Source organism: Streptomyces sp. NPDC005820 (assembly GCF_040630255.1).
Classification (GTDB): domain Bacteria; phylum Actinomycetota; class Actinomycetes; order Streptomycetales; family Streptomycetaceae; genus Streptomyces.
Genome location: NZ_JBEXXE010000001.1, coordinates 143,064 through 166,519 on the forward strand (window position 1 = coordinate 143,064; position 23,456 = coordinate 166,519).

A 23,456-nucleotide genomic window follows, 5' to 3' on the forward strand; every position below is an offset into this window, starting at 1 on the left:
GGGGCATGACGCCCAAAGATTCAGAAAGCACCAAAGGTCCGGACAGCACGAAGGGATCCGACAGCACTCTGGAAGACCGGATCACCGGAGCCCTCGTGGGCGCGGCGGTCGGCGACGCCCTGGGCGGCCCCGTCGAGGGCTACTCCCCCGACCAGATCGTGGAACGCCACGGCGGCCGCGTCCACGGTGTCGTCGGCCCCTGGAACGGCGACGCCTGGCGCACCGCCCGCCCGATCGCGCCGTACCACAAGGGCGACGGACACGTCACCGACGACACCTTGATGACCCACGCGCTGATCAGGGTGTACGACCGGGTCCGCGACCACCTGGACGCGTACGCCATCACGGACCACCTGGTCCCGGACCTGATGACGACCCCCCGCTGGATCCCGGAACTGGAGACCGAGGCGCTCCCCCTGCAGCGGCTCTTCCTGGCGGAGAAGTGGCTGGTGACCAGGCTCCACTACGGCCACGCGGACCCCCGCGAGGCCGGCGCCGGCAACATCGTCAACTGCGGCGCGGCGATGTACATGGCCCCGGTCGGCCTGGTCAACGCCGCCCACCCGGCGGGCGCGTACGCCGAGGCCCTGGACATCGCGGGCGCCCACTCGTCCTCGTACGGCCGTGAGGCGGCGGGCGTCTTCGCGGCGGCCGTGGCGGCGGCCTGCGCCCCGGACGCGACCCCCGACTCGATCGTCGCCACCTGCCTGTCCCTGGCGAAGGACGGCACGCGCAGCGCGATCGAGAAGGTCTGCGAAGAGGCGTCCCGTCACCGGGACTTCGAGTCGGCGCTGCTCCCGCTGCGGGAGGCGGTGGCCCCGTACGACACGGTGGGCCCCGACTACCGACAGCCCTCCCTGGCCGCCCGCCGCCCCTCCCGTCTGCACGCGATCGAGGAACTCCCCGTCGCCCTGGGCATGTTGCTGGTGTCGAGCGGCGACTATCGCCACGCGGTCCTCGGCGCGGTCAACTACGGCCGGGACTGCGACTCGATCGCCACGATGGCGGGCGCGCTCGCGGGCGCCCTGGGCTCCCCCGTCCCCGAGGACTGGTCGAAGCAGGTCGCGGAGGCCAGCCGCCTGGACCTCTGGGAACCACCCCGCACGCTGGCCCGGGTCGCCCGCGAGATCTTCGCGAAGGACGTCCGGGCCCGCCGCTCCCACGAGACGGCGTTCACCACCCTGCTCGGAGGCCGGGAATGCTCCGCCTGACCTGGGTCCAACCGGAGGACCTCCTGGGCCACGAACTCCGCCAGGCAACGGAGGACGGCCGCGAGCCCTGGGCCATCGCAGCCCGCTGGAAAGCAGCGGGGGGCCCGGAAGCCCCGGACAGAGCTGGCTCATCCCCCCACAGAGCCTCCCGCTACCTCCGGCAACTGGCAGAAGACCTGCTGGACGAACTGGCGGACCTCCCCAGCAGATTCGGGGAGGACGAGCCGACGGACTGGCATGAAATCCTTTTGAGCTGCGGCGGGTCTCGCCCAGCCGCGGGCAGGGTGGGCGCGGGCGGCACCCCGCCAACGCCGGGCCGCGCGACCCACCCCCGCCCAGCCCCCACCCAAGCCGCCCTGGAAGCCGCCTGGCTCGGCAGAGCAACAGGCTGCCTCCTGGGCAAACCAGTGGAAAAACTCCCCCTGGACGCCATCCGTCAACTGGCCAGAGCAGCAGGCAACTGGCCCCTCACCACCTACTTCACCGCCCAAGGAGTCCCCCAGACCCTCCTCACCGACCACCCCTGGAACCGCCGCTCGGCAACCACCTCCCTCGCCGAGAACATCGACGGCATGCCCGAGGACGACGACCTCAACTACCCGCTCCTCAACCTCCTCCTGCTCCAACGCCACGGCCCCCGCTTCACCCCCACCGACGTGGCGAAACTCTGGCTCGACGAACTGCCCCCCGGCCGTACCTTCACCGCCGAGCGCGTCGCCTTCCGCAACCTCCTCTCCGGTATCGAACCCCCGCACACCGCCCGCCACCGCAACCCCTTCCGCGAATGGATCGGCGCCCTCATCCGCGCCGACGTCCACGGCTGGACCAACCCCGGCGCACCGGAAGCGGCCGCGGAGCAGGCCCACCGCGACGCCACCCTCACCCACACCGCCAACGGCGTCTACGCGGCGATGTTCACGGCGGCCACCATCGCGACGGCCGCCACCGGAGCCCACGACGTCCACGCCTGCCTCCGCGCCGGCCTCACGGTGATCCCGCCCCGCTCCCGCCTCACGAAGGCCGTCACCCACGCGATCCAACTAGCCCAGACGCACCCCGACTTCGACACGGTCGTGGACGAACTCCACACCACCCACAAGGACCTGCACTGGGTCCACGCGATCCCCAACGCCGCCCTGATCGCCGCCGCCCTCACCCACGCCGACGGCGACTTCACCGGCTCCATCTGCCGTGCGGTGTCCGGCGGTTGGGACACCGACTCCAACGGCGCGACGGCGGGCAGCATCGCCGGCCTCCTCACCGGCGACCCCACCGCCCTCCCCGCCCGCTGGACGGCCCCCCTGAAGAACCGCCTCGCCACCTCCGTCACCGGCTTCGACGGCATCGGCTTCGACGACCTCGCCCACCTCACCTGGTCCCTCACCCACCGGGAGGCATCCCGCCCATGACCGACATCGTCGTGCTCGGCAGCACGAACATGGACCTCGTCGCCTACGTCGAGAAGGCCCCGCAACGCGGGGAGACCGTGACGGGACGGGAGTTCCGTACGATCCCCGGCGGCAAGGGCGCCAACCAGGCGATCGCAGCCGCCCACGCCGGAGGCACCGTCTCCATGATCGGCGCGGTCGGCAACGACTCCTTCGGCGCCCGCCTGCGCTCCACCCTGGAGCACTCCGGCGTCAACACCGACCATCTGCGCACGGTCGAGTTCCCCTCCGGCACCGCGCACATCGTCGTGGACGACGAGGGCGGCAACGCGATCGTCGTCGTCCCCGGCGCGAACGGCACCGTCGACCATCTCGCCCCCGGCGACGAGGGCCTGATCGCCTCCGCCGACGCGCTCCTGCTCCAACTGGAGATCCCGCTGCCCGCGGTCGTCGCGGGCGCCCGCGCGGCCCGCGCCCACGGGGTCCGTACGATCCTCACCCCGGCCCCCGCCCAGCCGCTGCCGCCCGAGCTCCTCGCCGCCGTCGACCTGCTGATCCCCAACGAGCACGAGGCGACCGCGCTCACCGGCCGCACGGACCCCCGCGAGGCCGCCGCCGCGCTGCTGGACCTCGTCCCGGAGGTCGTCATCACGCTCGGCGCGGCCGGCAGCCTGCACGCGGCCCGTGGCGCCGACCCGCTCACCGTGCCCGCCCCGCAGGTCACCGCCGTCGACTCCACCGGCGCGGGCGACACCTTCGTCGGAGCCCTCGCGGATGGGGGCGCCCCCGCTCGAGCGAAGCCGAGAGTGGGGGACCTCGGCGAGGAACGCCCCGTGCGGGAGGCCCTGGCCTGGGCGGCCGCGGCGGCCGCGCTGTCGGTCCAGCGGCCGGGTGCCTCCGCCTCGATGCCGTACCGCTCCGAGATCGAGAAGCAGTACGCCTCATGACCGCGACCACCACCACCCCGCTGCACGGCCTGCGCGTCCTCGACCTCGCCACGCTCTTCGCCGGCCCGCTCGCCGCCACCCTGCTCGGCGACTTCGGCGCGGAGGTCGTCAAGGTCGAGCACCCCACGAAACCCGACCCGTCCCGCGGCCACGGACCCGCCAAGGACGGCATCGGCCTGTGGTGGAAACTCCTCGGCCGCAACAAGCGCACGATCACCCTGAACCTCTCCACCCCCGGGGGCCGCGCCACCCTCCTGCGGCTCGCCGCGGGCGCCGACGTGATCATCGAGAACTTCCGCCCGGGCACCCTGGAGAAGTGGGACCTCGGCTGGGAGGAGCTGTCCGCCGCCAACCCCCGGCTGGTCCTCACCCGGGTCACCGCCTTCGGCCAGTTCGGGCCGTACGCGCATCGCCCCGGCTTCGGCACCCTCGCCGAGGCGATGAGCGGCTTCGCCGCGATCACCGGGGAACCGGACGCGCCGCCGACGCTCCCGCCCTTCGGCCTCGCCGACTCCATCACCGCCCTCGCCACCGCCTACGCCGTCATGACCGCCCTCGCCGCCCGGGAGCGCACGGGCCGGGGCCAGGTCGTGGACATGGCGATCATCGAGCCGATGCTCGCGGTCCTCGGTCCGCAGCCCCTCTGGTACGACCAACTCGGATACGTCCAGAAGCGCACCGGCAACCGCTCCGCCAACAACGCCCCGCGCAACACCTACCGCACGGCCGACGGCACCTGGGTCGCCGTCTCCACCTCGGCCCAGTCGATCGCGGAACGCGTGCTGCGCCTGGTCGGCCGCCCCGAGCTGATCGACGAGCCGTGGTTCGCGACGGGCGTCGGCCGGGCCGCGCACGCCGACCTCCTCGACCGGGCCGTCGGCGGCTGGATCGCGGCCCGCTCCCGCGCCGAGGTCCTCGCCGCCTTCGAGAAGGCGGAGGCGGCCGTCGCCCCGATCCAGGACGTACGGGACGTGATGGACGATCCCCAGTACCAGGCCCTCGGCACGGTCACCGCCGTCGACGACCCGGAGCTGGGCCGTATCCGGATGCAGAACGTCCTCTTCCGGCTCTCCGCGACCCCCGGCGCGATCCGCTGGGCCGGCCGCCCGCACGGCGCCGACACCGACGAGGTCCTCACCGAGCTGGGCCTGACCCCCGCCGAGCTGTCCGCCCTGCGCGAGGAGGGCGCCCTGTGACCGCGCCCTTCCCGCTGACCTGGCTGTACGCCCCCGGGGACCGCCCGCACACCGTCACCAAGGCCCTCGCCTCCGGCGCCGACGTCGTGATCATCGACCTGGAGGACGCGGTCGCCCCCGACCGCAAGGCCTACGCCCGCAAGGCCACCGCCGAACGCCTCGCCGAACCCCAGCCCGTTGCGGTGCACGTCCGGGTGAACGCCCTCGACGGCCCGCTGGCCTCCGCCGACCTCCGGGCGGTGGCCGCGCTGCCGGGCGTCACGGGACTGCGGCTGCCCAAGGTGACGGCCCCGCACCAGATCGCCCGGATCGCCGAGACCACCGCCCCCGCCGACGGCGGCGCACCCCCGCTTCACGCCCTGCTGGAGAGCGCCCTCGGCGTCGAACACGCCTACGCGATCGCCTGCGCGCACCCGGCCCTGCGGGGCATCGCCCTCGGCGAGGCCGACCTCCGCGCCGACCTCGGCATCCGCGACGACGTGGGCCTGGACTGGTGCCGCTCCCGGCTGGTCGTCGCCGCCCGTGCCGCGGGACTCCCCCCGCCGCCGCAGTCCGTCCACCCCGACACCCGGGACCTCAACGGCCTCGCGGCCTCCTGCGCCCACGGCCGCGCCCTCGGCTTCCTGGGCCGCGCCGCGATCCACCCCCGCCAGCTCCCCATCATCGAGCGCGCCTACCTGCCCACCGAGCAGGAACTGGACGAGGCCGAGACGATCGTCAAGGCAGCGGTGACGGAACAGGGCGCCCAGGCCCTCCCCGACGGCCGCTTCATCGACGCGGCGGTGGTGGCAGCGGCCCAACGCACCCTGTCCCTCGCGACACGCAGCGGCTGACTTCTTCCACGACGGAGGGCGCCCGGGAAACCCGGGCGCCCTCGACGTCGTAGAACCTGCCGTCAGCTCTTCTTACCGGCCGACTCGGCCTCGTCCTTCTCCTCGACCTCGGCCTCGTCTTCAGCCTCAGTCTTGTCCTCGGCCTCAGTCTTGTCCTCGGCCTTGTCGGCAGCCTCGGCAGCCTTCTCCTCGGTCTTGCTCTCGGACGCGCCCTCGCCGTCGGCAGCCGCCTCGTCGCCGGAGGCGAGAGGCTCGACCACCTCTTCCCGGCCCGGGCGCTTCTTCGCCGACACCACGATGTACGTCACCGCGAGCAGGCCCACGATGATCGCGGTCCAGACGTTGAGCCGGATGCCCAGGATGTGGTGGGCGTCGTCGATACGCATGTACTCGATCCAGCCGCGCCCCGCGCAGTACGCGGCCACGTACAGCGCGAACGCCCGGCCGTGCCCCAGCTTGAAGCGGCGGTCCGCCCAGATGACCAGGAGGGCGACGCCGATGCACCACAGCGACTCGTACAGGAACGTCGGGTGGTAGTAGCCCGGCACCCGGCCGTCCGCGGAGGACGTGATGTGCAGGGCCCAGGGCAGGTCGGTCGGCTTGCCGTACAGCTCCTGGTTGAACCAGTTGCCCCAGCGGCCGATGGCCTGCGCGAGGGCGATGCCGGGGGCGATGGCGTCGGCGTAGGCGGGCAGCGGGATGCCCCGGCGGCGGCAGCCGATCCAGGCGCCGACCGCGCCGAGGGAGATCGCGCCCCAGATGCCGAGGCCGCCCTCCCACACCTTGAAGGCGTCCACCCAGTCACGGCCCTCGGTGAAGTAGAGCTCGTAGTCCGTGATCACGTGGTAGAGCCGGCCGCCGACCAGTCCGAAGGGCACCGCCCAGACCGCGATGTCGGCCACCGTGCCGACCCGCCCGCCCCGGGCGAGCCAGCGCCTGTTGCCGAGCCAGACCGCGACGAAGACGCCGATGATGATGCAGAACGCGTAGCCGCGCAGCGGAATGGGGCCGAGGTACAGCACCCCGCGTGACGGGCTGGGAATGTAGGCAAGTTCCATGGCAGGTCCGACGCTACCCTGCCGCACCGGGCCCACGGCAGGCACCCCGGCTACGGCTCCATAACGGGCCGGTGAGAAACACTCACCCCTGGTTGGCCTCCTCCACCATCTGCTTGAACTTCGCCGGTGTCATCGTCTGGTCCTGGTAGATGTTCTTGCCGTTGAACAGGACGGTCGGCGTGCCGCCGAAGCCGCCACTCTGGAAGGCCTGGTTGGACTTCACGACCCAGCTGTTGTGCGTGCCCTTCTCGACACAGGCGCGGAACGCCGGCGTGTCGAGTCCGTCGACCTTGCCCGCCAGCTCGATCAGCTTGCCGTTCTTGCTGAAGGCGTCGTCCGTCTCCTCCGGCTGGTTCTCGTACAGCACGTCGTGGTAGGCGGTGAACTTTCCGGCGCCCTGGGCGCAGGCCGCCGCGTTGGCCGCGTTGCGGGAGCCGCTGCCGCCCATGTTGCCGTCGATGAGGGTGGCCAGGTGGTACTCGACCCTCAGCTTCCCGGCGTCCGTCAGCTCGTGGATCGTCGGTCTGTACGCCGTCTCGAAGGCCTTGCAGGCCGGGCAGCGGAAGTCCTCCCACACGGTGAGCGTGGCCTTGACGTCGTCCTTGCCGACCGGGATCGCCAGGGAGTCCTTGCCCACGGCCCCCGAGGGCGCCACGACCGGGCCGGACTTGGCGCTGTCCTCGTCCTTGCCGGAGTTCGCGGCGACGATGCCGATCACCGCGGCCAGGCCCAGCACACAGACGACGCTCGCGCCGACGATCAGTGTGCGCCGCCGCCGCTCGGCGGCCTTCTGCTTCTCGCGCTCCACCGCCAGTCGCTCCCGGGCGGTGCGCTTTCCCTCTCGATTCTTCTCGCTCACACCCCCAGAACGAACCGGGGAGGCCCAATGAGCCTCCCCGGTCCCAGGTCCACCCGTACGGGTGAACCGAGCGAAATGTCCCGCTCTGCTACACCTGTCCGCGCACGCCCTTCGCCAGCTCACCGGCGAGCGCCCGGACGGCCTCGACGCCGGCCGCGTCGTCCGGGGCGTCCAGCATCCGCTTGACGAAGGCCGAGCCGACGATCACGCCGTCGGCGAAGCCGGCGACCTCGGCGGCCTGCTGGGCGTTGGAGACGCCGAGGCCGACGCAGACCGGCAGTCCCGAGCCGGTGGCCCGGGTACGTTCGACGAGGTCGTGGGCCTGTGCGCCGACCGACTCACGGGTGCCGGTGACGCCCATCAGCGAGGCGGCGTAGACGAAGCCGCTGCCCGCCGCGGTGATCTGCGCGAGCCGCTCGTCCTTGCTGCTGGGCGCCACGACGAAGACCGTCGCGAGGCCGTGCTTCTCGGCGTGCTCCCTCCACAGCCGCGCCTCCTGCACCGGCAGGTCGGGCAGGATGCAGCCCGCGCCGCCCGCCTCGGCCAGCTCGGCGGTGAACCGCTCGACGCCGTAGCGGTCGATGGGGTTCCAGTACGTCATGACGAGCACCGGCTTCCCGGTGGCCTCGTGGGCCTCCTTGACCGTGCGCATGACGTCCGCGATCTTGACGCCGCCGCGCAGGGCGATGTCGTCGGCGGTCTGGATGACCGGACCGTCGAGGACGGGGTCGCTGTGCGGCAGACCGACCTCGACGATGTCCGCGCCGCCGTCGAAGACGGCCTTGATCGCCTCGATCCCGCCGTCCACGGTCGGGAACCCGGCCGGGAGGTAGGCGATGAGCGCGGAGCGGCCCTCGGCCCTGGCGGCGGCGAGGGTGTCCGACAGCAGTTGGATGGTCCCGCTCACTTGGCGTCCCCCTCGATCTCGGCGGTGTCGGCGGCGTTGGCGGCGACCTCGGCGTCGGTGTCGTACAGCCCGAAGTAGCGGGCGGCCGTGTCCATGTCCTTGTCGCCACGGCCGGACAGGTTGACGACGATCAGGCCGTCCTTGCCCAGCTCCTTGCCGACCTCCAGGGCGCCGGCGAGGGCGTGCGCGGACTCGATCGCCGGGATGATGCCCTCGGTGCGCGACAGCAGGCGCAGGGCCTGCATGGCGGCGTCGTCGGTGACCGCGCGGTACTCGCCGCGGCCGCTGTCCTTGAGGTAGGAGTGCTCGGGGCCGATGCCCGGGTAGTCCAGGCCCGCCGAGATGGAGTACGGCTCGGTGATCTGGCCCTCGTCGTCCTGGAGGACGTAGGAGCGCGAACCGTGCAGGATGCCGGGCTCGCCGGCGGTGAGGGTCGCGGCGTGCTCGCCGGTCTCCACGCCGTGGCCGGCCGGCTCACAGCCGATCAGGCGGACGGAGGCGTCCGGGATGAAGGCGTGGAAGAGGCCGATGGCGTTGGAGCCGCCGCCGACGCAGGCGACCGCCGCGTCGGGCAGGCGTCCGGCGCGCTCGAGGAGCTGGCGGCGGGCCTCGACGCCGATGACGCGGTGGAAGTCGCGGACCATCGCCGGGAAGGGGTGCGGGCCGGCGACCGTGCCGAAGAGGTAGTGGGTGTGGTCGACGTTGGCGACCCAGTCGCGGAACGCCTCGTTGATGGCGTCCTTCAGGGTGCGGCTGCCGGACTTCACGGCGACGACCTCGGCGCCGAGCATGCGCATGCGGGCCACGTTGAGGGCCTGGCGCTGGGTGTCGATCTCACCCATGTAGATCGTGCACTCGAGGCCGAACAGGGCGCAGGCGGTGGCCGTGGCCACGCCGTGCTGGCCGGCGCCGGTCTCGGCGATGACCCTCGTCTTGCCCATGCGCCTGGTGAGCAGGGCCTGGCCGAGCACGTTGTTGATCTTGTGGGAGCCGGTGTGGTTGAGGTCTTCCCGCTTCAGGAAGATCCGCGCGCCGCCGGCGTGTTCGGCGAAACGGGGGACCTCGGTGAGGGAGCTGGGGCGGCCGGTGTAGTGGACCAGCAGGTCGTCGAGCTCGCGGGCGAACTCGGGGTCGTGCTTGGCCTTGTCGTACTCGACGGCGACCTCGTCCACGGCGGCGACGAGGGCCTCCGGGATGAACTTGCCGCCGAAGGCGCCGAAGTAGCCTTCGGCGGTGGGGACTTGACCCTCGGGGTCGGGAATGAAGAACTCGCTGGGCATACCGAAACCTCACGGTGAGTGTTGGTGGAGAAACACGATTCGCCGTGGGGGCGGGGGTTGTCGGACGGCCTCAGGCCGTCGGTGACTGGTCGCGCTCGCGCGGCGGTAGCCGCACATCGAACAGAGCCCCGCGCCCCTGAAGGGCGCGCTGCCATCGACGTCCGTTGACCTGTCCCGGTTCGTCTCCGATGACGTACCGCACCCGGCGGCCGTGGACGCGCCTCGCCGGGGCTCGGCAGCCCCTGGGGCGGCAGCCGCGCGCGAGGCGGGCGTACCGGTCCACGGTCGTCACGGTGAGAGTCATCGGGGCAAGCCTAGCGGGTGATCAGCCCCGGCCGTGGCGCAGTGCGGGGTGCTCGCCCGCCGCGACCAGGTCGGCCACCGCCGTCTTCGGGTCGCGGCCCGTCACCAGGGACTCGCCGACCAGGACCGCGTCGGCGCCCGCGTTGGCGTACGCGATGAGGTCGTGCGGGCCGCGGACGCCGGACTCGGCGACCTTGACGATGTGGTCGGGGATCTCGGGGGCGACCCGCTCGAAGGTGGTGCGGTCGACCTCGAGGGTCTTCAGGTTGCGCGCGTTGACGCCGATGATCCGGGCGCCCGCGTCGACGGCGCGCTCGACCTCCTCCTCGTCGTGCACCTCGACGAGCGGGGTGAGGCCGATGGAGACGGCACGCTCGATCAGCGACTCGAGGGCCGACTGGTCGAGGGCGGCCACGATCAGCAGCGCGAGGTCGGCGCCGTGCGCACGGGCCTCCCACAGCTGGTACGAGGTGACGATGAAGTCCTTGCGCAGGACCGGGATGTCCACCCGCGCGCGGACGGCGTCCAGGTCGGCCAGCGAACCGCCGAAGCGGCGCTGTTCGGTGAGGACGGAGATGACGGCGGCGCCGCCCGCCTCGTAGTCGGCGGCGAGGCCGGCCGGGTCGGCGATGGCGGCCAGCGCGCCCTTGGACGGGCTGGAGCGCTTGACCTCGCAGATCACCTTGACGCCTTCGCCCTTGAGCGCGGCGGCGCCGTCCTTGGCGGCGGGCGCCTTGGCCGCGCGCTCCTTGAGCTCGTCGAGGCTGACGCTCGCCTGCCGCTCCGCGAGGTCGGCACGGACTCCGTCGATGATCTCGTCGAGCACACTCACGCGAGCGGCCCCCTTTCGGCAACCAGTGGAAAACGATGGTCACTGCGATGGTATCCGCAGGAGGGGTGCGGCCTCACATCCGGTGGAGCGCGGTCCCAGTACCTGGACATTCCCCGGTTGATCAAGGGTGCAGCCAGCCACCGACCGGCAGGTTCCGGACAACCGTGAAGACCAGCACCAACGCGCCCAGCGACCACAGGGTGACCGGGGCGAGGTCGATCCGCAGGGGCCGTCCGCGGGCCGCGCGGACCACCCAGACGGTCCACAGGACGGCGAAGAGCAGATAGCCCGCCACCGCGAGCGCGTTGGCGTGCAGGGCGGCAAGGAAATCCCCGTGGACGAAGGCGTGCGCGCTGCGCAGACCGCCGCAGCCGGGGCAGTACAGGCCGGTGACGCGCAGCAGGGGGCAGACGGGGTAGTGGCCGGGTTCGTTGGGGTCGACGGCGCCGACGTAGGCGAAGGCCCCGGCGACGGCGGCGAGGATCCCGGCGGGTACGGCCAGGCGTCCCACGGCCGTGGACGTCACCCTCTGGCTGTCGGCGTTCACGTCTCGCATTGTGCCCCGCGCGGGACGCACACGCGCGTGAGGGGCGGCCGGTGCGCTCACCGGCCGCCCCTCACGGGGAGTCGTACGGGCGATCAGCCCTCGGCGACGACGGGCTCGGGCTTCGCCGTCGCCGTGACCTTGTGTACCGGGTGGACTTCCTTCGGCTGGCCGAGACCCGCTGCGCGCATGGCGGCACCGACGACCCCGCTGAGGGCCACGATCACCATGCCGGCCCAGAAGCCCACGGGCTGGGCCATCACCATGAACGCGCCCGCGACGCAGAAACCGATGATGGCGATGGTGACACCGGTCCAGGCGGCCGGGGTGTGTCCGTGGCTGCTGCCCGCCATGACTTGCTCCTCATTGCTGTCTAAGTGTCGCTGGCTGTGTGTCCGTGCGAGCCGGGGCTCGTGGTCCATTGTCCCGTACGCACACGCGTGGCGGACGCGGGGGTGGCTTCCGTTCGCGTCTGATTCACCACATCGGGAAGCCGTGCTCCGGTCCGTCAGACCGGGTCGGCGCCCGTCGGGTCCTCGCCGCGGTCCAGGGCCTTCCAGATCTCCTCGGGCCGCTCGGGGTCGACCGGCCTGGCCGCACGCCGCTGCCGGGGGGCGCCATTGCGTTCGTAGCGGCCGGACATGGCGGGCCACTGGCGGCCGTAGCGCAGGGCCAGCAGGCCCGCCAGGAGGATCAGGACTCCGCCGACGACCGCGACGTAGGGCCAGGCGGTGTGGGTGAAGGAGGCGACGGTCGCGGAGGTGTCGCCGGAGGCCCGCGCGGCCTGTTCGTCGAGCGCGGAGTCGTCGGAGGCGCCGGTCAGGGCGGCGACGGCGATACCGACGCCGGAGAGCGCGAGGAGGGCGGAGACCGCGAGGCGGCCGGCCTTGCGGACGGCGAAGACGGCGACGAGCGCGGCGAGGCCCACTATGGCGAGCGCCGCGGGCACGCCCGTGACGTCGCTGCCCTTGGCGGTGAGGGCGAAGGGGCCGCCGGCCACCGTCGCCGTGCCCTCGGACCAGCGCTGCCGGGTGGAGAGCAGGGCCACGGCCGCGCCCAGCGCACCGGACAGCAGGGCGAGGCCGAGGCTCAGTCGGCCGGCCCGGGCGGAGGCGGCGGATACGGAACGGGGGTGAGGTACAGCAGTCACGGAGTCCACTATCGCCTGAACCCCGGGCGAACCGTCACCCGGGGCTCAGTGATTCGCGCCCCACCGCGCGGGAGGGCTACTTCACGAGCCGGTTCGCGGTGTGGACCGCGCGCAGGACCGCGGCGGCCTTGTTGCGGCACTCCTGGTCCTCGGCGACGGGGTCGGAGTCGGCGACGATGCCCGCGCCGGCCTGGACGTAGGCGGTGCCGTCGCGCAGCAGGGCGGTGCGGATGGCGATGGCGGTGTCGGAGTCGCCCGCGAAGTCCAGGTAGCCCACGCAGCCGCCGTACAGGCCGCGCCGGGACGGCTCCAGCTCGTCGATGATCTGCATGGCGCGGGGCTTGGGGGCGCCGGAGAGGGTGCCGGCGGGGAAGCAGGCGGTCAGGACGTCGAAGGCGGTGCGGCCCGGGGCGACCTTGCCGGTGACCGTCGAGACGATGTGCATGACGTGCGAGTACCGCTCGATGGACATGAAGTCGACGACCTCGACCGAGCCGGGCTCGCAGACCCGCCCCAGGTCGTTGCGACCGAGGTCGACGAGCATGAGGTGCTCGGCGCGCTCCTTGGGGTCGGCGAGGAGTTCGTCGGCGAGGGCCTGGTCCTCCTGCGGGGTGGCGCCGCGGTGCCGGGTGCCGGCGATGGGGTGGACCATGGCGTGCCCGTCCTCGACCTTGACCAGGGCCTCGGGGGAGGAGCCGACCACGTCGAACCCGTCGAAGCGGAAGAGGTACATGTACGGCGAGGGGTTGGTGGCCCGCAGGACGCGGTAGACGTCCAGCGCGCTCGCCGTGCACGGCGTCTCGAAGCGCTGCGAGGGGACGACCTGGAAGGCCTCGCCCGCGCGGATGCGCTCCTTGATGTCCTCGACGGCCTCCTGGAAGTCGGGGCCGCCCCACAGCGCGGTGTACTCGGGCAGCTCGGAGGGCGGCAGCACGGCCGGGGGCTGGGCCACCGCGCGCGAGAGGTCGGCCTCCATGGTGTCGAGGCGGGCCACCGCGTCCGCGTAGGCCTCGTCGACGCCGGTGTCGAGGTCGTTGTGGTTGATCGCGTTGGCGATCAGCAGGACCGAGCCCTCCCAGTGGTCCATGACGGCGAGGTCGCTGGTGAGGAGCATGGTCAGCTCGGGCAGCCCCAGGTCGTCCCGCTCGCCGGGGCCGATCTTCTCCAGGCGGCGCACGATGTCGTAGCCGAGGTAGCCGACCATGCCGCCGGTGAAGGGCGGCAAGCCCTCCTGGTGGGGGGTGTGCAGGGCCTCGATGGTGGCGCGCAGGGCGGCGAGCGGGTCGCCGTCGACGGGGACGCCGACGGGCGGGACCCCGAGCCAGTGGACCTGTCCGTCGCGGGCCGTCAGGGTCGCCGCGGACCGGACGCCCACGAAGGAGTACCGAGACCATTGAAACGCTGTGCGGCCGTTCTCCGCGGACTCCAGCAGGAAGGTGCCGGGGCGCTCGGCGGCGAGCTTGCGGTAGAGCGCGACCGGGGTGTCGCCGTCGGCGAGGAGCTTGCGGGTGACCGGGATGACCCGTCGGTCGGTGGCCAGCTTGCGGAACGTCTCGAGGTCCATGGCGGCTGACCTTACTGATCCGAGGCGGTTACGCCGGAATCGGCGTCCTTGAGGAGCACGTCGGCGTCGAAGCAGGTGCGCGCGCCGGTGTGGCAGGCGGCGCCGATCTGGTCGACCTTGACGAGCAGGGTGTCGGCGTCACAGTCCAGCGCCACGGACTTCACCCACTGGAAGTGGCCGGAGGTGTCGCCCTTGACCCAGTACTCCCGACGGCTGCGCGACCAGTAGGTGCAGCGGCCGGTGGTGAGGGTGCGGTGCAGCGCCTCGTCGTCCATCCAGCCGAGCATTAGCACCTCACCGGTGTCGTACTGCTGGGCGATGGCGGGGACGAGCCCGTCGGCGCTGCGCTTCAGGCGCGCGGCGATCTCGGGGTCCAGACTGCTGGGCGGGGGCGTGCTGGTCATGGGTGCCATTGTGCCGCGCGCCACTGACAGTGACGGGTCCCTGTCCACTGTGCGGACCCTGTACGCAGTCGTAGGCTGACCGCATGTCGACTTTCGCCAAGCGTGAACGGCTCCTTCTCGCCGACCTCTTGGAGACCGCCGGTCCGGGTGCCCCGACCCTCTGCGAGGGCTGGGAGACACAGGACCTGGCCGCGCACGTGGTGGTGCGCGAGCGTCGTCCGGACGCCGCCGGCGGCATCCTGATCAAGCAGCTGGCTCCCCGGCTGGACAAGGTGATGGCGGAGTTCGCCGCCAAGCCGTACGAGGAGCTGATCCAGCTGATCCGTACCGGTCCGCCGCGGTTCTCACCCTTCCAGCTGAAGCAGATCGACGAGGCGTCCAACACGATCGAGTTCTACGTCCACACCGAGGACGTACGGCGGGCCCAGCCCGACTGGACGACCCGGGAGCTGGACCCGGTCTTCCAGGACGCGCTGTGGTCCCGGCTGGAGCGCACGGCCCGGCTGATGGGCCGCGGCGCCCCGACCGGTCTGGTGCTGCGCCGCGCGGACGGCCGTACGGTGGTCGCGCAGCGCGGCGCGCCGGTGGTGACGGTCACCGGGGAGCCGTCGGAGCTGCTGCTGTTCCTGTACGGCCGGCAGAGTGCCGCGAAGGTGGAGCTGGACGGCGACGAGGACGCCGTCGAGAAGCTGCACAGCGGCAGGCAGCTGGGCATCTGAGCGGGCTGAAAGGGCACCTCCGTGATCAAAGTAGCCATGACCAGCGTGTACGTCGACGATGTCGCGAAGGCCCACGCGTTCTACACGGACGTCCTGGGGTTCGAGACCCGGATGCACATGGATCTGGGCGGCGGCACGCTGTTCGTCACCGTGGGTGCGGCCGAGGGCGCGCAGCAGGATCTGCAGCTCCTGCTGGAGCCCGGGCAGGGTCCCATCGCGGAGCCGTACCGCACGGCCGTGAAGGGGGCGGGGCTGCCGTGCATCGTGTTCTCCGTGGACGACGTCCAGCAGGAGTACGACCGGCTGCGCGGCCTGGGCGTCGAGTTCGCGCAGGCCCCGACGGAGCAGGGTCCGGTGATCACGGCCGTGCTGGACGACACGGTGGGCAATCTGGTGCAGCTGGCGCAGCCCAAGGGCTGATCAGCGGGGCAGCTGCGCGCGGCGCAGGGCGGGGACGCCGAGGGTGACGACTCCGCCGAGGCCGCAGACGGCGGCGCTGACGACGAAGACCGGTCCGGTCCCCCAGGCCCCGATCGCGGCTGCGGACAGCGGCATGCTGAGCGGGGTGAGGCCGAGGCTGACCAGGCTGGCCACGGCGGTGACCCGGCCCAGGTAGGCGGGGTCGGCCCGGGTCTGCAGGAGGGCACCGCACATCGCGCCGCTGAGCCCGGCGAACAGCCCGACCAGCAGGGCGGTGCCGACGGCGGCGGCGACGGTCGGGGCGTACGCGAGGGCGCCGATCGCCAGCGAACCCGCCAGGATGGACCAGCCGGCCACCTGTCCGGCGTGCGGGAGCCTTCCCCGCACGGTCAGCAGCAGCGAGGCCGCGCCCGCGCCGACCCCGAACCCGGCGAGCACCCAGCCCATGCCGGAGGCGCCCCATCCGCGCTCGTCCGCCAGGAGGGTCAGGCCCACGTTGAGGGGCGCGACGAAGCCCAGGTCACCGAGGGCGATGGCCAGCATCAGCGGCGCGAGCACGCGGTGGCGGCGGATGTAGCGCAGACCGACCACCAGGTCGCGCCGGGCGGTGCCGCCCGAGGCGCCCGCCCTGTCGTCGGCGGGCAGTTCCCGCATCCGGACGGACACGAGCAGCGGCACGGACACCGCGATGAGGAGGCCCGCGAGCCCGAACGCGGCCGCCGCGCCGCCCACCGCGACGCCGAGGCCGCCGAGCGGGGCGCCGACGACGCTCGCGAAGCGGATCGCGAGCCCCCGCATGCCCTGCACGCGCGCGAGCTGGTCATGGCTCGCCACGCGCGCGGGCAGCGCGCCGACGGCCGGTACGAACACGGCGTCGACGGCGCCGAAGACCAGGGCGAGCAGGGCCAGTGGCCACAGCCCGGGGCTGGTGAGGAACAGGAGCGCGGCCACGGCCAGGACGGCCGCGCAGCGAACGGCGTCGCTTCCGATGACGATCCGGCGCGGGCCGAACCGGTCGGCGATCACTCCCCCGCCCAGCATCAGCAGCGCTCTGGGCACGGCACTCGCCGTCATCACGAGCCCCGCCTGCGTGGGCGTACCGGCCTGGACGGCGGCCCAGGACAGGGCGAGGTAGTACACACTGTCGCCGACCATGGAGGCGGTGTACGCGCCGAGCCAGCGCAGCACGTGCGGGTCGCGGTGGGCGGGGCGCGCCGCGGCGGGGGCCGGCCGGTGCAGGGCCGTGCTCATGGCGGGCTCCTTCTCAGATCCGGAACGGGAACGCGTACGTGTGCACCGCGACGTTCTCGCGGCCCTCGCGGTCCCCTGCCTCGTCGGCGGCCCGGCCCCGCTCCTCGTAGCGGCGGATCAGGGCGAGGACCTCGCGGTTGAGTTCGGTGAGTTCGGCCGTGGTGAGGCGCAGGAGGGACTCGGAGGACTCGGCGGCGGAGTTCCACGCCTCGCCCCAGTGGACGCGCTCGTCGAGGAAGCGGCGGAACATGTCGGCGCGCTGCTCGAAGAAGAGGCGGCTGGCGGCGGTGTGCGCGGCGGCCTTCTCGGGGGCGTCGCGGAAGTCCTCGTCGCGGATGCTCACCCCGTCGGAGGAGGGCTGCCACCAGCGCTCGCGGCCGTCGGCGCGCTGCGGCTCGGCCTCCTCGACGAGCCCGTGCTCGGCGAGTTTGCGCAGGTGGTAGCTGACGAGGGAGACGGCCTCGTCGACCTGCTCGGCGAGCTGGGAGGCGGTGGCCACGCGGGCGACGGTCAGCGCTCGGTAGAGCTGCATCCGCAGGGGGTGGGCGAGCGCCTTGAGGGTGCCGAGGTCGGTGATGCGGCGGTCTCTCTCCTTGCCTGTCATGCCCCCACCGTAGATACGCAAGAAAAGTTGCGCAATCTATTTTGCGCAACTTCTCTTGCGCAACTTCTCTTGCGCAATATTCCTTTCGCATCTGCCCACAGGTAAGCCCCGGCCACCAGGTGACCGGGGCTTACCTCAAGCCGGGCGCGGCGTCACCGCACCGGGTGGCCCGCCTCCCTCAGCGCCTGCTTCACTTCCCCGATCCGCAGGTCGCCGAAGTGGAACACCGACGCGGCGAGTACCGCGTCCGCGCCCGACGCGACGGCCGGAGCGAAGTCGCCGAGCTTTCCGGCGCCGCCGGAGGCGATGACCGGGACCGTGACGCGCTTACGGACGGCGGCGATCATCTCCAGGTCGTAGCCGTCCTTGGTGCCGTCCGCGTCCATCGAGTTCAGCAGGATCTCGCCGGCGCCCAGCTCGGCCGCCCGGTGCGCCCACTCGATCGCGTCGATGCCGGTGCCCTTGCGGCCGCCGTGGGTGGTCACCTCGAAGGAGCCCGAGGCGGTGCGGCGCGCGTCCACCGACAGCACCAGGACCTGGCTGCCGAAGCGTTCGGCGATCTCCTTGATGAGTTCCGGACGGGCGATGGCCGCCGTGTTGACGCCCACCTTGTCGGCGCCCGCCCGCAGCAGCTTGTCGACGTCCTCGGGGGCGCGCACGCCGCCGCCGACGGTCAGCGGGATGAACACCTGTTCGGCGGTGCGGCGCACCACGTCGTAGGTGGTCTCGCGGTTGCCGGACGAGGCGGTGATGTCCAGGAAGGTCAGCTCGTCGGCGCCCTCGGCGTCGTACACCTTGGCCATCTCGACGGGGTCGCCCGCGTCGCGCAGGTTCTGGAAGTTGACGCCCTTGACGACCCGGCCGTTGTCCACGTCCAGGCAGGGGATGACTCGGACCGCCAGGGTCATGAGTTCACGGCTCCTCTGAATGCCTCTAGTTCCACTTCGACCAGGATGCGCGGGTCGACGAACCCCTCCACCACCAGCAGGGTGGAGACCGGGCGCACCGCGCCGAAGATCTCCTGGTGGGCCCGGCCCACGTCGTCGACGTCCCGCTGGTGCGTCAGATACATCCTGGTACGGATCACGGACTCGACGCCGAGCCCGAACGCGCCGATCGCCTCGACCGCGCTGGTGAAGGCCACCCTGGCCTGCTCGTAGGGGTCGCCCTCCCCATGGAGCACGGTGCCCTTGAAGGACGTGGTGCCCGCCACCAGCACACGGTCTCCCGCCGCGACGGCGCGTGCGAATCCGAAACTCTCCTCCCAGGGACTTCCGCTCTGCACCCGCCGTACGGCTTCGGACGTCATGACGACACTGCCTCCAGTGCTTCTTCCAGGGTGAACGCCTTCGCGTAGAGCGCCTTCCCGACGATGGAGCCCTCGACACCGAGGGGTACCAGCTCGGCGATGGCGCGCAGGTCGTCGAGCGACGACACGCCGCCCGACGCCACGACCGGCCGGTCCGTCGCCGAGCAGACGTTCCGCAGCAGCTCCAGGTTGGGGCCCTGCAGGGTGCCGTCCTTGGCGATGTCGGTGACGACGTACCGGGCGCAGCCCTCCTGGTTGAGCCGCTCCAGCGTCTCGTAGAGGTCGCCGCCGTCGCGGGTCCAGCCGCGGCCCTTCAGGGTCGTGCCGCGCACGTCCAGGCCGACCGCGATCCTGTCGCCGTGCTCGGCGATGACCTTGGCGACCCACTCGGGGGTCTCCAGGGCGGCGGTGCCGAGGTTGACGCGGGTGCAGCCGGTGGCGAGCGCGGCGGCGAGCGAGGCGTCGTCCCGGATGCCGCCGGACAGCTCCACCTTGATGTCCATGGCGCGCGTGACCTCGCGGACCAGGTCCCGGTTGTCGCCGGTGCCGAACGCGGCGTCCAGGTCCACCAGGTGCAGCCACTCGGCGCCCGCCCGCTGCCAGGCGAGGGCCGCCTCCAGCGGGGAGCCGTACGAGGTCTCCGTGCCGGACTCGCCGTGGACGAGGCGGACGGCCTGGCCGTCGCGGACGTCGACGGCGGGGAGGAGTTCGAGCTTGCTCACAGGGTTCCGATCCAGTTGGTGAGGAGCTGGGCTCCGGCGTCGCCGGACTTCTCGGGGTGGAACTGCGTGGCCCACAGGGCGCCGTTCTCCACGGCGGCCACGAAGGGCTTGCCGTGGGTCGACCAGGTCACCCTGGGCGCGAGCATGGCCGGGTTGTGCGTCTCCAGGGACCAGTCGTGGACGGCGTAGGAGTGCACGAAGTAGAACCGGGCGTCGGCGTCGAGGCCGGCGAAGAGCTCGGAGTCGGCGGGCGCGTCCACGGTGTTCCAGCCCATGTGGGGCACGACCTCGGCCTGGAGCGGCTCGACCGAGCCGGGCCACTCGTCGAGGCCCTCGGTCTCGACGCCGTGCTCGATGCCCCGGGCGAACAGGATCTGCATGCCGACGCAGATGCCCATCACGGGGCGGCCGCCGGCGAGCCGCCGGTCGATGATCCAGTCGCCGCGCGCCTCGCGCAGGCCGGTCATACAGGCGGCGAAGGCGCCGACGCCGGGCACCAGCAGCCCGTCGGCGTTCATGGCCGTGTCGAAGTCACGGGTGATCTCGACCTCGGCCCCGGTGCGCGCAAGGGCGCGCTCGGCGGAGCGGACGTTGCCGAAGCCGTAGTCGAAGACGACGACCTTCTTGCTCACCGCGCTCAATTCCACACCTCCAGCCGCAGCACACCGGCGACCAGACACATCCCGGCGCCGATCGACAGCAGCACGATCAGGCTCCTCGGCATGTCCTGCTTGACGAAGGAGTAGATACCGCCGGCCAGGAACAGACCGACGACGATCAGAAGGGTCGACAGACCGGTCATGGCTTTACAGCGCACCCTTCGTGGAGGGGAGGATGCCGGCCGCGCGGGGGTCGCGCTCGGAGGCGTACCGCAGGGCCCGGGCGAGCGCCTTGAACTGGCACTCCACGATGTGGTGGGCGTTGCGCCCGTAGGGCACGTGCACGTGCAGCGCGATCTGGGCCTGGGCGACGAAGGACTCCAGGATGTGCCGGGTCATCGTGGTGTCGTACTCGCCGATCATCGGCGCCATCTTCTCGGGCTCGGTGTGCACGAGGTACGGGCGGCCGGACAGGTCCACCGTCACCTGGGCGAGGGACTCGTCCAGCGGGACCGTGCAGTTGCCGAAGCGGTAGATGCCCACCTTGTCGCCGAGGGCCTGCTTGAAGGCGGCGCCGAGGGCGAGGGCGGTGTCCTCGATGGTGTGGTGCGAGTCGATGTGCAGGTCGCCGTCGGTCTTCACGGTCAGGTCGAACAGACCGTGCCGGCCGAGCTGGTCGAGCATGTGGTCGTAGAAGCCGACGCCGGTCGACACATCGACCTTGCCGGTGCCGTCGAGGTTGATCTCGACGAGGACCGAGGTCTCCTTCGTCGTGCGCTCTACACGTCCTACGCGGCTCATGCGCTCTGCTCCTTCTTGACTTCACGGACCGCGTCGAGGAACGCGTCGTTCTCTTCGGGGGTTCCGGCGGTGACCCGCAGCCAGCCCGGCACGCCGTTGTCGCGGACCAGGACGCCCCGGTCGAGGATCCGCTGCCAGACGTCGTGGGCGTCGGCGAACCGGCCGAACTGCACGAAGTTGGCGTCGGACGCCGTGACCTCGTAGCCGATCGCCAGCAGCTCGCTCACCAGCCGGTCGCGCTCCGACTTCAGCTGCTCGACGTACTTCAGCAGCGTGTCGGTGTGCTCCAGGGCGGCCAGCGCGGTCGCCTGGGTGACGGCCGACAGGTGGTACGGCAGCCGTACGAGCTGGACGGCGTCCACCACCGCCGGGTGGGCGGCGAGGTAGCCGAGGCGCAGCCCGGCCGCGCCGAAGGCCTTGGACATCGTCCGCGAGACGACGAGATTCGGCCGACCTTCGAGCAGCGGCAGCAGCGAGTCGCCGTGGCTGAACTCGATGTACGCCTCGTCGACGACCACCATCGACGGCTTCGCGGCCTGCGCGGCCTCGTACAGCGCGAGGACGGTCTCGGCCGGGACGGCGGTGCCGGTGGGGTTGTTGGGGGTGGTGATGAAGACGACGTCCGGGCGGTGCTCGGCGAGGGCCTTCTCGGCGGCCGCGAGGTCGATGGTGAAGTCCTCGTTGCGGGGCCCGGAGATCCAGCCGGTGCCGGTGCCGCGCGCGATGAGTCCGTGCATCGAGTACGACGGCTCGAAGCCGATCGCCGTACGGCCCGGTCCGCCGAAGGTCTGCAGCAGCTGCTGGAGAACCTCGTTGGAGCCGTTGGCGGCCCAGACGTTGGCGAGGCCCACCGCGTGCCCGGAGGTGTCCGTCAGGTACTTCGCGAGCTGGGTGCGCAGCTCGACGGCGTCCCGGTCGGGGTAGCGGTTGAGGTCGCGGGCCGCCTCGCGGACCCGCTCCGCGATCCGCTCGACCAGCGGCTCGGGCAGCGGGTAGGGGTTCTCGTTGGTGTTCAGCCGGACGGGGACGTCCAGCTGGGGCGCGCCGTAGGGGGACTTGCCGCGCAGCTCGTCCCGTACGGGAAGATCGTCGATTCCGAAGTTCACTTGCTCGCCGGTACCTTCCACCCGAACCTTGCCTTGATCGCCGCGCCGTGCGCGGGCAGGTCCTCCGCCTCCGCCAGCGTGACCACGTGGTGCGCGACCTCGGCCAGCGCGTCCTGCGTGTAGTCGACGATGTGGATGCCGCGCAGGAAGGACTGGACCGACAGGCCCGAGGAGTGGCAGGCGCAGCCGCCGGTGGGCAGCACGTGGTTGGACCCGGCGGCGTAGTCGCCGAGGGAGACCGGCGCCCAGGGCCCGATGAAGATCGCGCCGGCGTTGCGCACCCGGTCGGCCACGGCCGCCGCGTCCGCCGTCTGGATCTCCAGGTGCTCGGCGCCGTACGCGTCGACGACCCGGAGGCCCTCGTCGATGCCGTCCACGAGGACGATCGCGGACTGCCGGCCCTTGAGGGCGGGGACGATCCGGTCGTCGACGTGCTTGGTGGCCGCGATCTGCGTCTCCAGCTCCTTCTCGACCGCGTCCGCCAGCTCGGCGGAGTCGGTGACCAGGACGGCGGCGGCCAGCGGGTCGTGCTCGGCCTGGCTGATCAGGTCGGACGCCACGTGCACCGGGTCGGCGGTGTCGTCGGCCAGGACCGCGATCTCGGTCGGGCCGGCCTCGGCGTCGATGCCGATCTTGCCGGTGAAGTAGCGCTTGGCGGCGGCGACCCAGATGTTGCCGGGCCCGGTGACCATGTTCGCGGGCGGGCAGGACTCGGTGCCGTACGCGAACATCGCGACGGCGGTCGCGCCGCCGGCCGCGTACACCTCGTCGACGCCGAGCAGGGCGCAGGCGGCGAGGATCGTCGGGTGCGGCAGGCCACCGGCTGGATCATTGTCGAAAGCGGGGGCCTGGGCCGGGGAGGCGAGCGCGATGGACTCGACGCCGGCCTCCTGCGCGGGCACGACGTTCATCACCACGGAGGACGGGTAGACCGACCGGCCGCCGGGCGCGTACAGCCCGACGCGGTCCACGGGCACCCACTTCTCGGTCACGGACCCGCCCGGCACGACCTGGGTCGTGTGGGCCGTACGGCGCTGCTCGCGGTGGACGAGCCGGGCGCGGCGGATGGACTCCTCCAGCGCGGCGCGCACGGCCGGGTCGAGCGCCTCCAGCGCGTCGGTGATCGCACGCGCGGGAACACGGACGGATTCCAGCCGTACCCCGTCGAACTTCTCGGCGAAGTCGATCAGCGCCGCGTCGCCCCGATGATGCACGGCCTCGCAGATCGGACGCACCTTCTCCAGGGCGGCCGAGACGTCGAAGTCGGCTCGGGGCAGCAGGTCGCGCAGGGCGGGCCCCTCGGGGAGGGCGTCGCCGCGCAGATCGATTCGAGAGATCACGGTCCAATTCTCTCAGACCGGGATCCGGCGCCGTCCGCGCGTATCAGTGGCTGATACGGAGCGTGGCCGGAACCCGGAAGATCACCTTCACGTCCTGCTTCCAGGAGGT

28 protein-coding genes are annotated in these 23,456 nt (G+C 72.1%); 7 read left to right on the forward strand and 21 right to left on the reverse strand.

The window, feature by feature from the left end:
• Positions 1 to 5 precede the first annotated feature (5 nt).
• From ABZ464_RS00625 to ABZ464_RS00645, 5 genes are read left to right on the forward strand one after another with little or no spacing between them, the layout of a single operon-like run.
• Positions 6 to 1,211, forward strand: a complete 1,206-nt coding sequence (locus ABZ464_RS00625) for an ADP-ribosylglycohydrolase family protein (protein WP_359268824.1) — start codon at positions 6 to 8, stop codon at positions 1,209 to 1,211.
• Positions 1,199 to 2,620, forward strand: coding sequence for an ADP-ribosylglycohydrolase family protein (locus tag ABZ464_RS00630; RefSeq protein WP_359268827.1), 1,422 nt, complete (start codon positions 1,199 to 1,201; stop codon positions 2,618 to 2,620). Before ABZ464_RS00625 ends, ABZ464_RS00630 begins: the two co-directional genes overlap by 13 nt.
• On the forward strand, positions 2,617 to 3,546 hold the full coding sequence (locus ABZ464_RS00635) for a ribokinase (RefSeq protein WP_359268830.1): 930 nt from the start codon (positions 2,617 to 2,619) through the stop codon (positions 3,544 to 3,546). The genes ABZ464_RS00630 and ABZ464_RS00635 overlap by 4 nt, the downstream gene beginning before the upstream one ends.
• Entirely contained in the window at positions 3,543 to 4,742 is a 1,200-nt protein-coding gene (locus ABZ464_RS00640) for a CoA transferase (protein ID WP_359268832.1), read from the forward strand. The genes ABZ464_RS00635 and ABZ464_RS00640 overlap by 4 nt, the downstream gene beginning before the upstream one ends.
• Positions 4,739 to 5,575: a CoA ester lyase gene (locus ABZ464_RS00645; RefSeq protein WP_359268834.1), complete on the forward strand. Its 837-nt coding sequence runs from the start codon at positions 4,739 to 4,741 to the stop codon at positions 5,573 to 5,575. The genes ABZ464_RS00640 and ABZ464_RS00645 overlap by 4 nt, the downstream gene beginning before the upstream one ends.
• Before the next feature lie 62 nt (positions 5,576 to 5,637).
• Here the strand turns inward: ABZ464_RS00645 and lgt are convergent, their stop codons facing one another.
• The 11 genes from lgt to hisI all read right to left on the reverse strand — a co-directional run bounded on the left by lgt (position 5,638) and on the right by hisI (position 14,476).
• Positions 5,638 to 6,633, reverse strand: coding sequence for a prolipoprotein diacylglyceryl transferase (gene lgt / locus ABZ464_RS00650; protein WP_359268837.1), 996 nt, complete (start codon positions 6,631 to 6,633; stop codon positions 5,638 to 5,640).
• Positions 6,634 to 6,715: 82 nt separating this feature from the next.
• Positions 6,716 to 7,492: a thioredoxin domain-containing protein gene (locus ABZ464_RS00655; protein WP_359268840.1), complete on the reverse strand. Its 777-nt coding sequence runs from the start codon at positions 7,490 to 7,492 to the stop codon at positions 6,716 to 6,718.
• Between the two features lie 88 nt (positions 7,493 to 7,580).
• Positions 7,581 to 8,399, reverse strand: a complete 819-nt coding sequence (trpA, locus tag ABZ464_RS00660; protein ID WP_359268843.1) for a tryptophan synthase subunit alpha — start codon at positions 8,397 to 8,399, stop codon at positions 7,581 to 7,583.
• Positions 8,396 to 9,679 carry a tryptophan synthase subunit beta gene (trpB, locus tag ABZ464_RS00665; protein ID WP_359268846.1) on the reverse strand — a complete coding sequence of 428 codons (1,284 nt, stop codon included), beginning with the start codon at positions 9,677 to 9,679 and terminating at the stop codon, positions 8,396 to 8,398. The genes trpA and trpB overlap by 4 nt, the downstream gene beginning before the upstream one ends.
• Positions 9,680 to 9,749: 70 nt before the next feature.
• A complete protein-coding gene (locus ABZ464_RS00670; RefSeq protein ID WP_359268849.1) occupies positions 9,750 to 9,983 on the reverse strand; it encodes a tryptophan synthase subunit(beta) in 234 nt (77 codons plus the stop codon).
• Between the two features lie 21 nt (positions 9,984 to 10,004).
• Positions 10,005 to 10,814 (reverse strand): indole-3-glycerol phosphate synthase TrpC, encoded by an 810-nt coding sequence (gene trpC / locus ABZ464_RS00675; RefSeq protein WP_359268852.1) that lies wholly within the window; start codon positions 10,812 to 10,814, stop codon positions 10,005 to 10,007.
• Between the two features lie 121 nt (positions 10,815 to 10,935).
• Positions 10,936 to 11,370, reverse strand: coding sequence for a DUF2752 domain-containing protein (locus ABZ464_RS00680; RefSeq protein ID WP_359268855.1), 435 nt, complete (start codon positions 11,368 to 11,370; stop codon positions 10,936 to 10,938).
• An 83-nt stretch (positions 11,371 to 11,453) separates the two neighbouring features.
• The gene (locus ABZ464_RS00685) at positions 11,454 to 11,711 is read right to left on the reverse strand and encodes an HGxxPAAW family protein (RefSeq protein ID WP_359268858.1); all 258 of its coding nucleotides are present in this window, start codon (positions 11,709 to 11,711) and stop codon (positions 11,454 to 11,456) included.
• A gap of 155 nt (positions 11,712 to 11,866) precedes the next feature.
• Positions 11,867 to 12,517: a TIGR02234 family membrane protein gene (locus ABZ464_RS00690; protein ID WP_359268861.1), complete on the reverse strand. Its 651-nt coding sequence runs from the start codon at positions 12,515 to 12,517 to the stop codon at positions 11,867 to 11,869.
• 67 nt (positions 12,518 to 12,584) lie between these two features.
• Positions 12,585 to 14,072, reverse strand: coding sequence for an anthranilate synthase component I (locus tag ABZ464_RS00695; RefSeq protein ID WP_359268864.1), 1,488 nt, complete (start codon positions 14,070 to 14,072; stop codon positions 12,585 to 12,587).
• An 11-nt stretch (positions 14,073 to 14,083) separates the two neighbouring features.
• Positions 14,084 to 14,476, reverse strand: coding sequence for a phosphoribosyl-AMP cyclohydrolase (hisI, locus tag ABZ464_RS00700; RefSeq protein WP_359268867.1), 393 nt, complete (start codon positions 14,474 to 14,476; stop codon positions 14,084 to 14,086).
• Positions 14,477 to 14,559: 83 nt separating this feature from the next.
• Here hisI and ABZ464_RS00705 point away from each other — a divergent pair, with 83 nt between their 5' ends.
• Both ABZ464_RS00705 and ABZ464_RS00710 read left to right on the forward strand, forming a co-directional pair.
• Positions 14,560 to 15,195 carry a TIGR03085 family metal-binding protein gene (locus ABZ464_RS00705; protein ID WP_359268870.1) on the forward strand — a complete coding sequence of 212 codons (636 nt, stop codon included), beginning with the start codon at positions 14,560 to 14,562 and terminating at the stop codon, positions 15,193 to 15,195.
• 21 nt (positions 15,196 to 15,216) lie between these two features.
• The gene (locus tag ABZ464_RS00710) at positions 15,217 to 15,615 is read left to right on the forward strand and encodes a VOC family protein (RefSeq protein ID WP_359268873.1); all 399 of its coding nucleotides are present in this window, start codon (positions 15,217 to 15,219) and stop codon (positions 15,613 to 15,615) included.
• On the opposite strand, the gene ABZ464_RS00715 is transcribed toward ABZ464_RS00710, so the two are convergent.
• From ABZ464_RS00715 to hisD, 10 genes are all read right to left on the reverse strand, one after another.
• On the reverse strand, positions 15,616 to 16,866 hold the full coding sequence (locus ABZ464_RS00715) for an MFS transporter (RefSeq protein WP_359268876.1): 1,251 nt from the start codon (positions 16,864 to 16,866) through the stop codon (positions 15,616 to 15,618).
• 13 nt (positions 16,867 to 16,879) lie between these two features.
• The gene (locus ABZ464_RS00720; protein WP_359268879.1) at positions 16,880 to 17,470 is read right to left on the reverse strand and encodes a helix-turn-helix domain-containing protein; all 591 of its coding nucleotides are present in this window, start codon (positions 17,468 to 17,470) and stop codon (positions 16,880 to 16,882) included.
• Between the two features lie 152 nt (positions 17,471 to 17,622).
• Complete coding sequence (hisF, locus tag ABZ464_RS00725) at positions 17,623 to 18,378, reverse strand: imidazole glycerol phosphate synthase subunit HisF (RefSeq protein ID WP_359268882.1); 756 nt, start codon at positions 18,376 to 18,378, stop codon at positions 17,623 to 17,625.
• Entirely contained in the window at positions 18,375 to 18,779 is a 405-nt protein-coding gene (locus tag ABZ464_RS00730; RefSeq protein WP_359268885.1) for a RidA family protein, read from the reverse strand. The genes hisF and ABZ464_RS00730 overlap by 4 nt, the downstream gene beginning before the upstream one ends.
• On the reverse strand, positions 18,776 to 19,501 hold the full coding sequence (gene priA / locus ABZ464_RS00735; RefSeq protein ID WP_359268888.1) for a bifunctional 1-(5-phosphoribosyl)-5-((5-phosphoribosylamino)methylideneamino)imidazole-4-carboxamide isomerase/phosphoribosylanthranilate isomerase PriA: 726 nt from the start codon (positions 19,499 to 19,501) through the stop codon (positions 18,776 to 18,778). Before priA ends, ABZ464_RS00730 begins: the two co-directional genes overlap by 4 nt.
• The gene (hisH, locus tag ABZ464_RS00740) at positions 19,498 to 20,148 is read right to left on the reverse strand and encodes an imidazole glycerol phosphate synthase subunit HisH (protein WP_359268891.1); all 651 of its coding nucleotides are present in this window, start codon (positions 20,146 to 20,148) and stop codon (positions 19,498 to 19,500) included. Before hisH ends, priA begins: the two co-directional genes overlap by 4 nt.
• The gene (locus ABZ464_RS00745; RefSeq protein WP_055632935.1) at positions 20,139 to 20,303 is read right to left on the reverse strand and encodes a hypothetical protein; all 165 of its coding nucleotides are present in this window, start codon (positions 20,301 to 20,303) and stop codon (positions 20,139 to 20,141) included. Before ABZ464_RS00745 ends, hisH begins: the two co-directional genes overlap by 10 nt.
• Positions 20,304 to 20,307: 4 nt before the next feature.
• A complete protein-coding gene (hisB, locus tag ABZ464_RS00750) occupies positions 20,308 to 20,901 on the reverse strand; it encodes an imidazoleglycerol-phosphate dehydratase HisB (RefSeq protein WP_055632936.1) in 594 nt (197 codons plus the stop codon).
• Positions 20,898 to 22,007 (reverse strand): histidinol-phosphate transaminase, encoded by a 1,110-nt coding sequence (locus ABZ464_RS00755; protein WP_359268892.1) that lies wholly within the window; start codon positions 22,005 to 22,007, stop codon positions 20,898 to 20,900. Before ABZ464_RS00755 ends, hisB begins: the two co-directional genes overlap by 4 nt.
• A complete protein-coding gene (hisD, locus tag ABZ464_RS00760) occupies positions 22,004 to 23,347 on the reverse strand; it encodes a histidinol dehydrogenase (protein WP_359268895.1) in 1,344 nt (447 codons plus the stop codon). The genes ABZ464_RS00755 and hisD overlap by 4 nt, the downstream gene beginning before the upstream one ends.
• Positions 23,348 to 23,456 lie beyond the last annotated feature (109 nt).

Excerpts from the sequence above, each read along its gene's own strand:
- ABZ464_RS00715 (WP_359268876.1), bottom strand. The coding sequence starts at position 16,866 with ATGAGCACGGCCCTGCACCGGCCGGCCCCCGCCGCGGCGCGCCCCGCC.
- ABZ464_RS00745 (WP_055632935.1), bottom strand. The coding sequence starts at position 20,303 with ATGACCGGTCTGTCGACCCTTCTGATCGTCGTCGGTCTGTTCCTGGCC.
- ABZ464_RS00680 (WP_359268855.1), bottom strand. The coding sequence starts at position 11,370 with ATGCGAGACGTGAACGCCGACAGCCAGAGGGTGACGTCCACGGCCGTG.
- hisB (WP_055632936.1), bottom strand. The coding sequence starts at position 20,901 with ATGAGCCGCGTAGGACGTGTAGAGCGCACGACGAAGGAGACCTCGGTC.
- ABZ464_RS00720 (WP_359268879.1), bottom strand. The coding sequence starts at position 17,470 with ATGACAGGCAAGGAGAGAGACCGCCGCATCACCGACCTCGGCACCCTC.
- ABZ464_RS00635 (WP_359268830.1), top strand. The coding sequence starts at position 2,617 with ATGACCGACATCGTCGTGCTCGGCAGCACGAACATGGACCTCGTCGCC.
- hisI (WP_359268867.1), bottom strand. The coding sequence starts at position 14,476 with ATGACCAGCACGCCCCCGCCCAGCAGTCTGGACCCCGAGATCGCCGCG.
- ABZ464_RS00730 (WP_359268885.1), bottom strand. The coding sequence starts at position 18,779 with ATGACGTCCGAAGCCGTACGGCGGGTGCAGAGCGGAAGTCCCTGGGAG.
- ABZ464_RS00640 (WP_359268832.1), top strand. The coding sequence starts at position 3,543 with ATGACCGCGACCACCACCACCCCGCTGCACGGCCTGCGCGTCCTCGAC.
- trpB (WP_359268846.1), bottom strand. The coding sequence starts at position 9,679 with ATGCCCAGCGAGTTCTTCATTCCCGACCCCGAGGGTCAAGTCCCCACC.
- ABZ464_RS00670 (WP_359268849.1), bottom strand. The coding sequence starts at position 9,983 with ATGACTCTCACCGTGACGACCGTGGACCGGTACGCCCGCCTCGCGCGC.
- ABZ464_RS00685 (WP_359268858.1), bottom strand. The coding sequence starts at position 11,711 with ATGGCGGGCAGCAGCCACGGACACACCCCGGCCGCCTGGACCGGTGTC.
- ABZ464_RS00705 (WP_359268870.1), top strand. The coding sequence starts at position 14,560 with ATGTCGACTTTCGCCAAGCGTGAACGGCTCCTTCTCGCCGACCTCTTG.
- lgt (WP_359268837.1), bottom strand. The coding sequence starts at position 6,633 with ATGGAACTTGCCTACATTCCCAGCCCGTCACGCGGGGTGCTGTACCTC.
- ABZ464_RS00630 (WP_359268827.1), top strand. The coding sequence starts at position 1,199 with ATGCTCCGCCTGACCTGGGTCCAACCGGAGGACCTCCTGGGCCACGAA.
- ABZ464_RS00625 (WP_359268824.1), top strand. The coding sequence starts at position 6 with ATGACGCCCAAAGATTCAGAAAGCACCAAAGGTCCGGACAGCACGAAG.
- hisF (WP_359268882.1), bottom strand. The coding sequence starts at position 18,378 with ATGACCCTGGCGGTCCGAGTCATCCCCTGCCTGGACGTGGACAACGGC.
- ABZ464_RS00695 (WP_359268864.1), bottom strand. The coding sequence starts at position 14,072 with ATGGACCTCGAGACGTTCCGCAAGCTGGCCACCGACCGACGGGTCATC.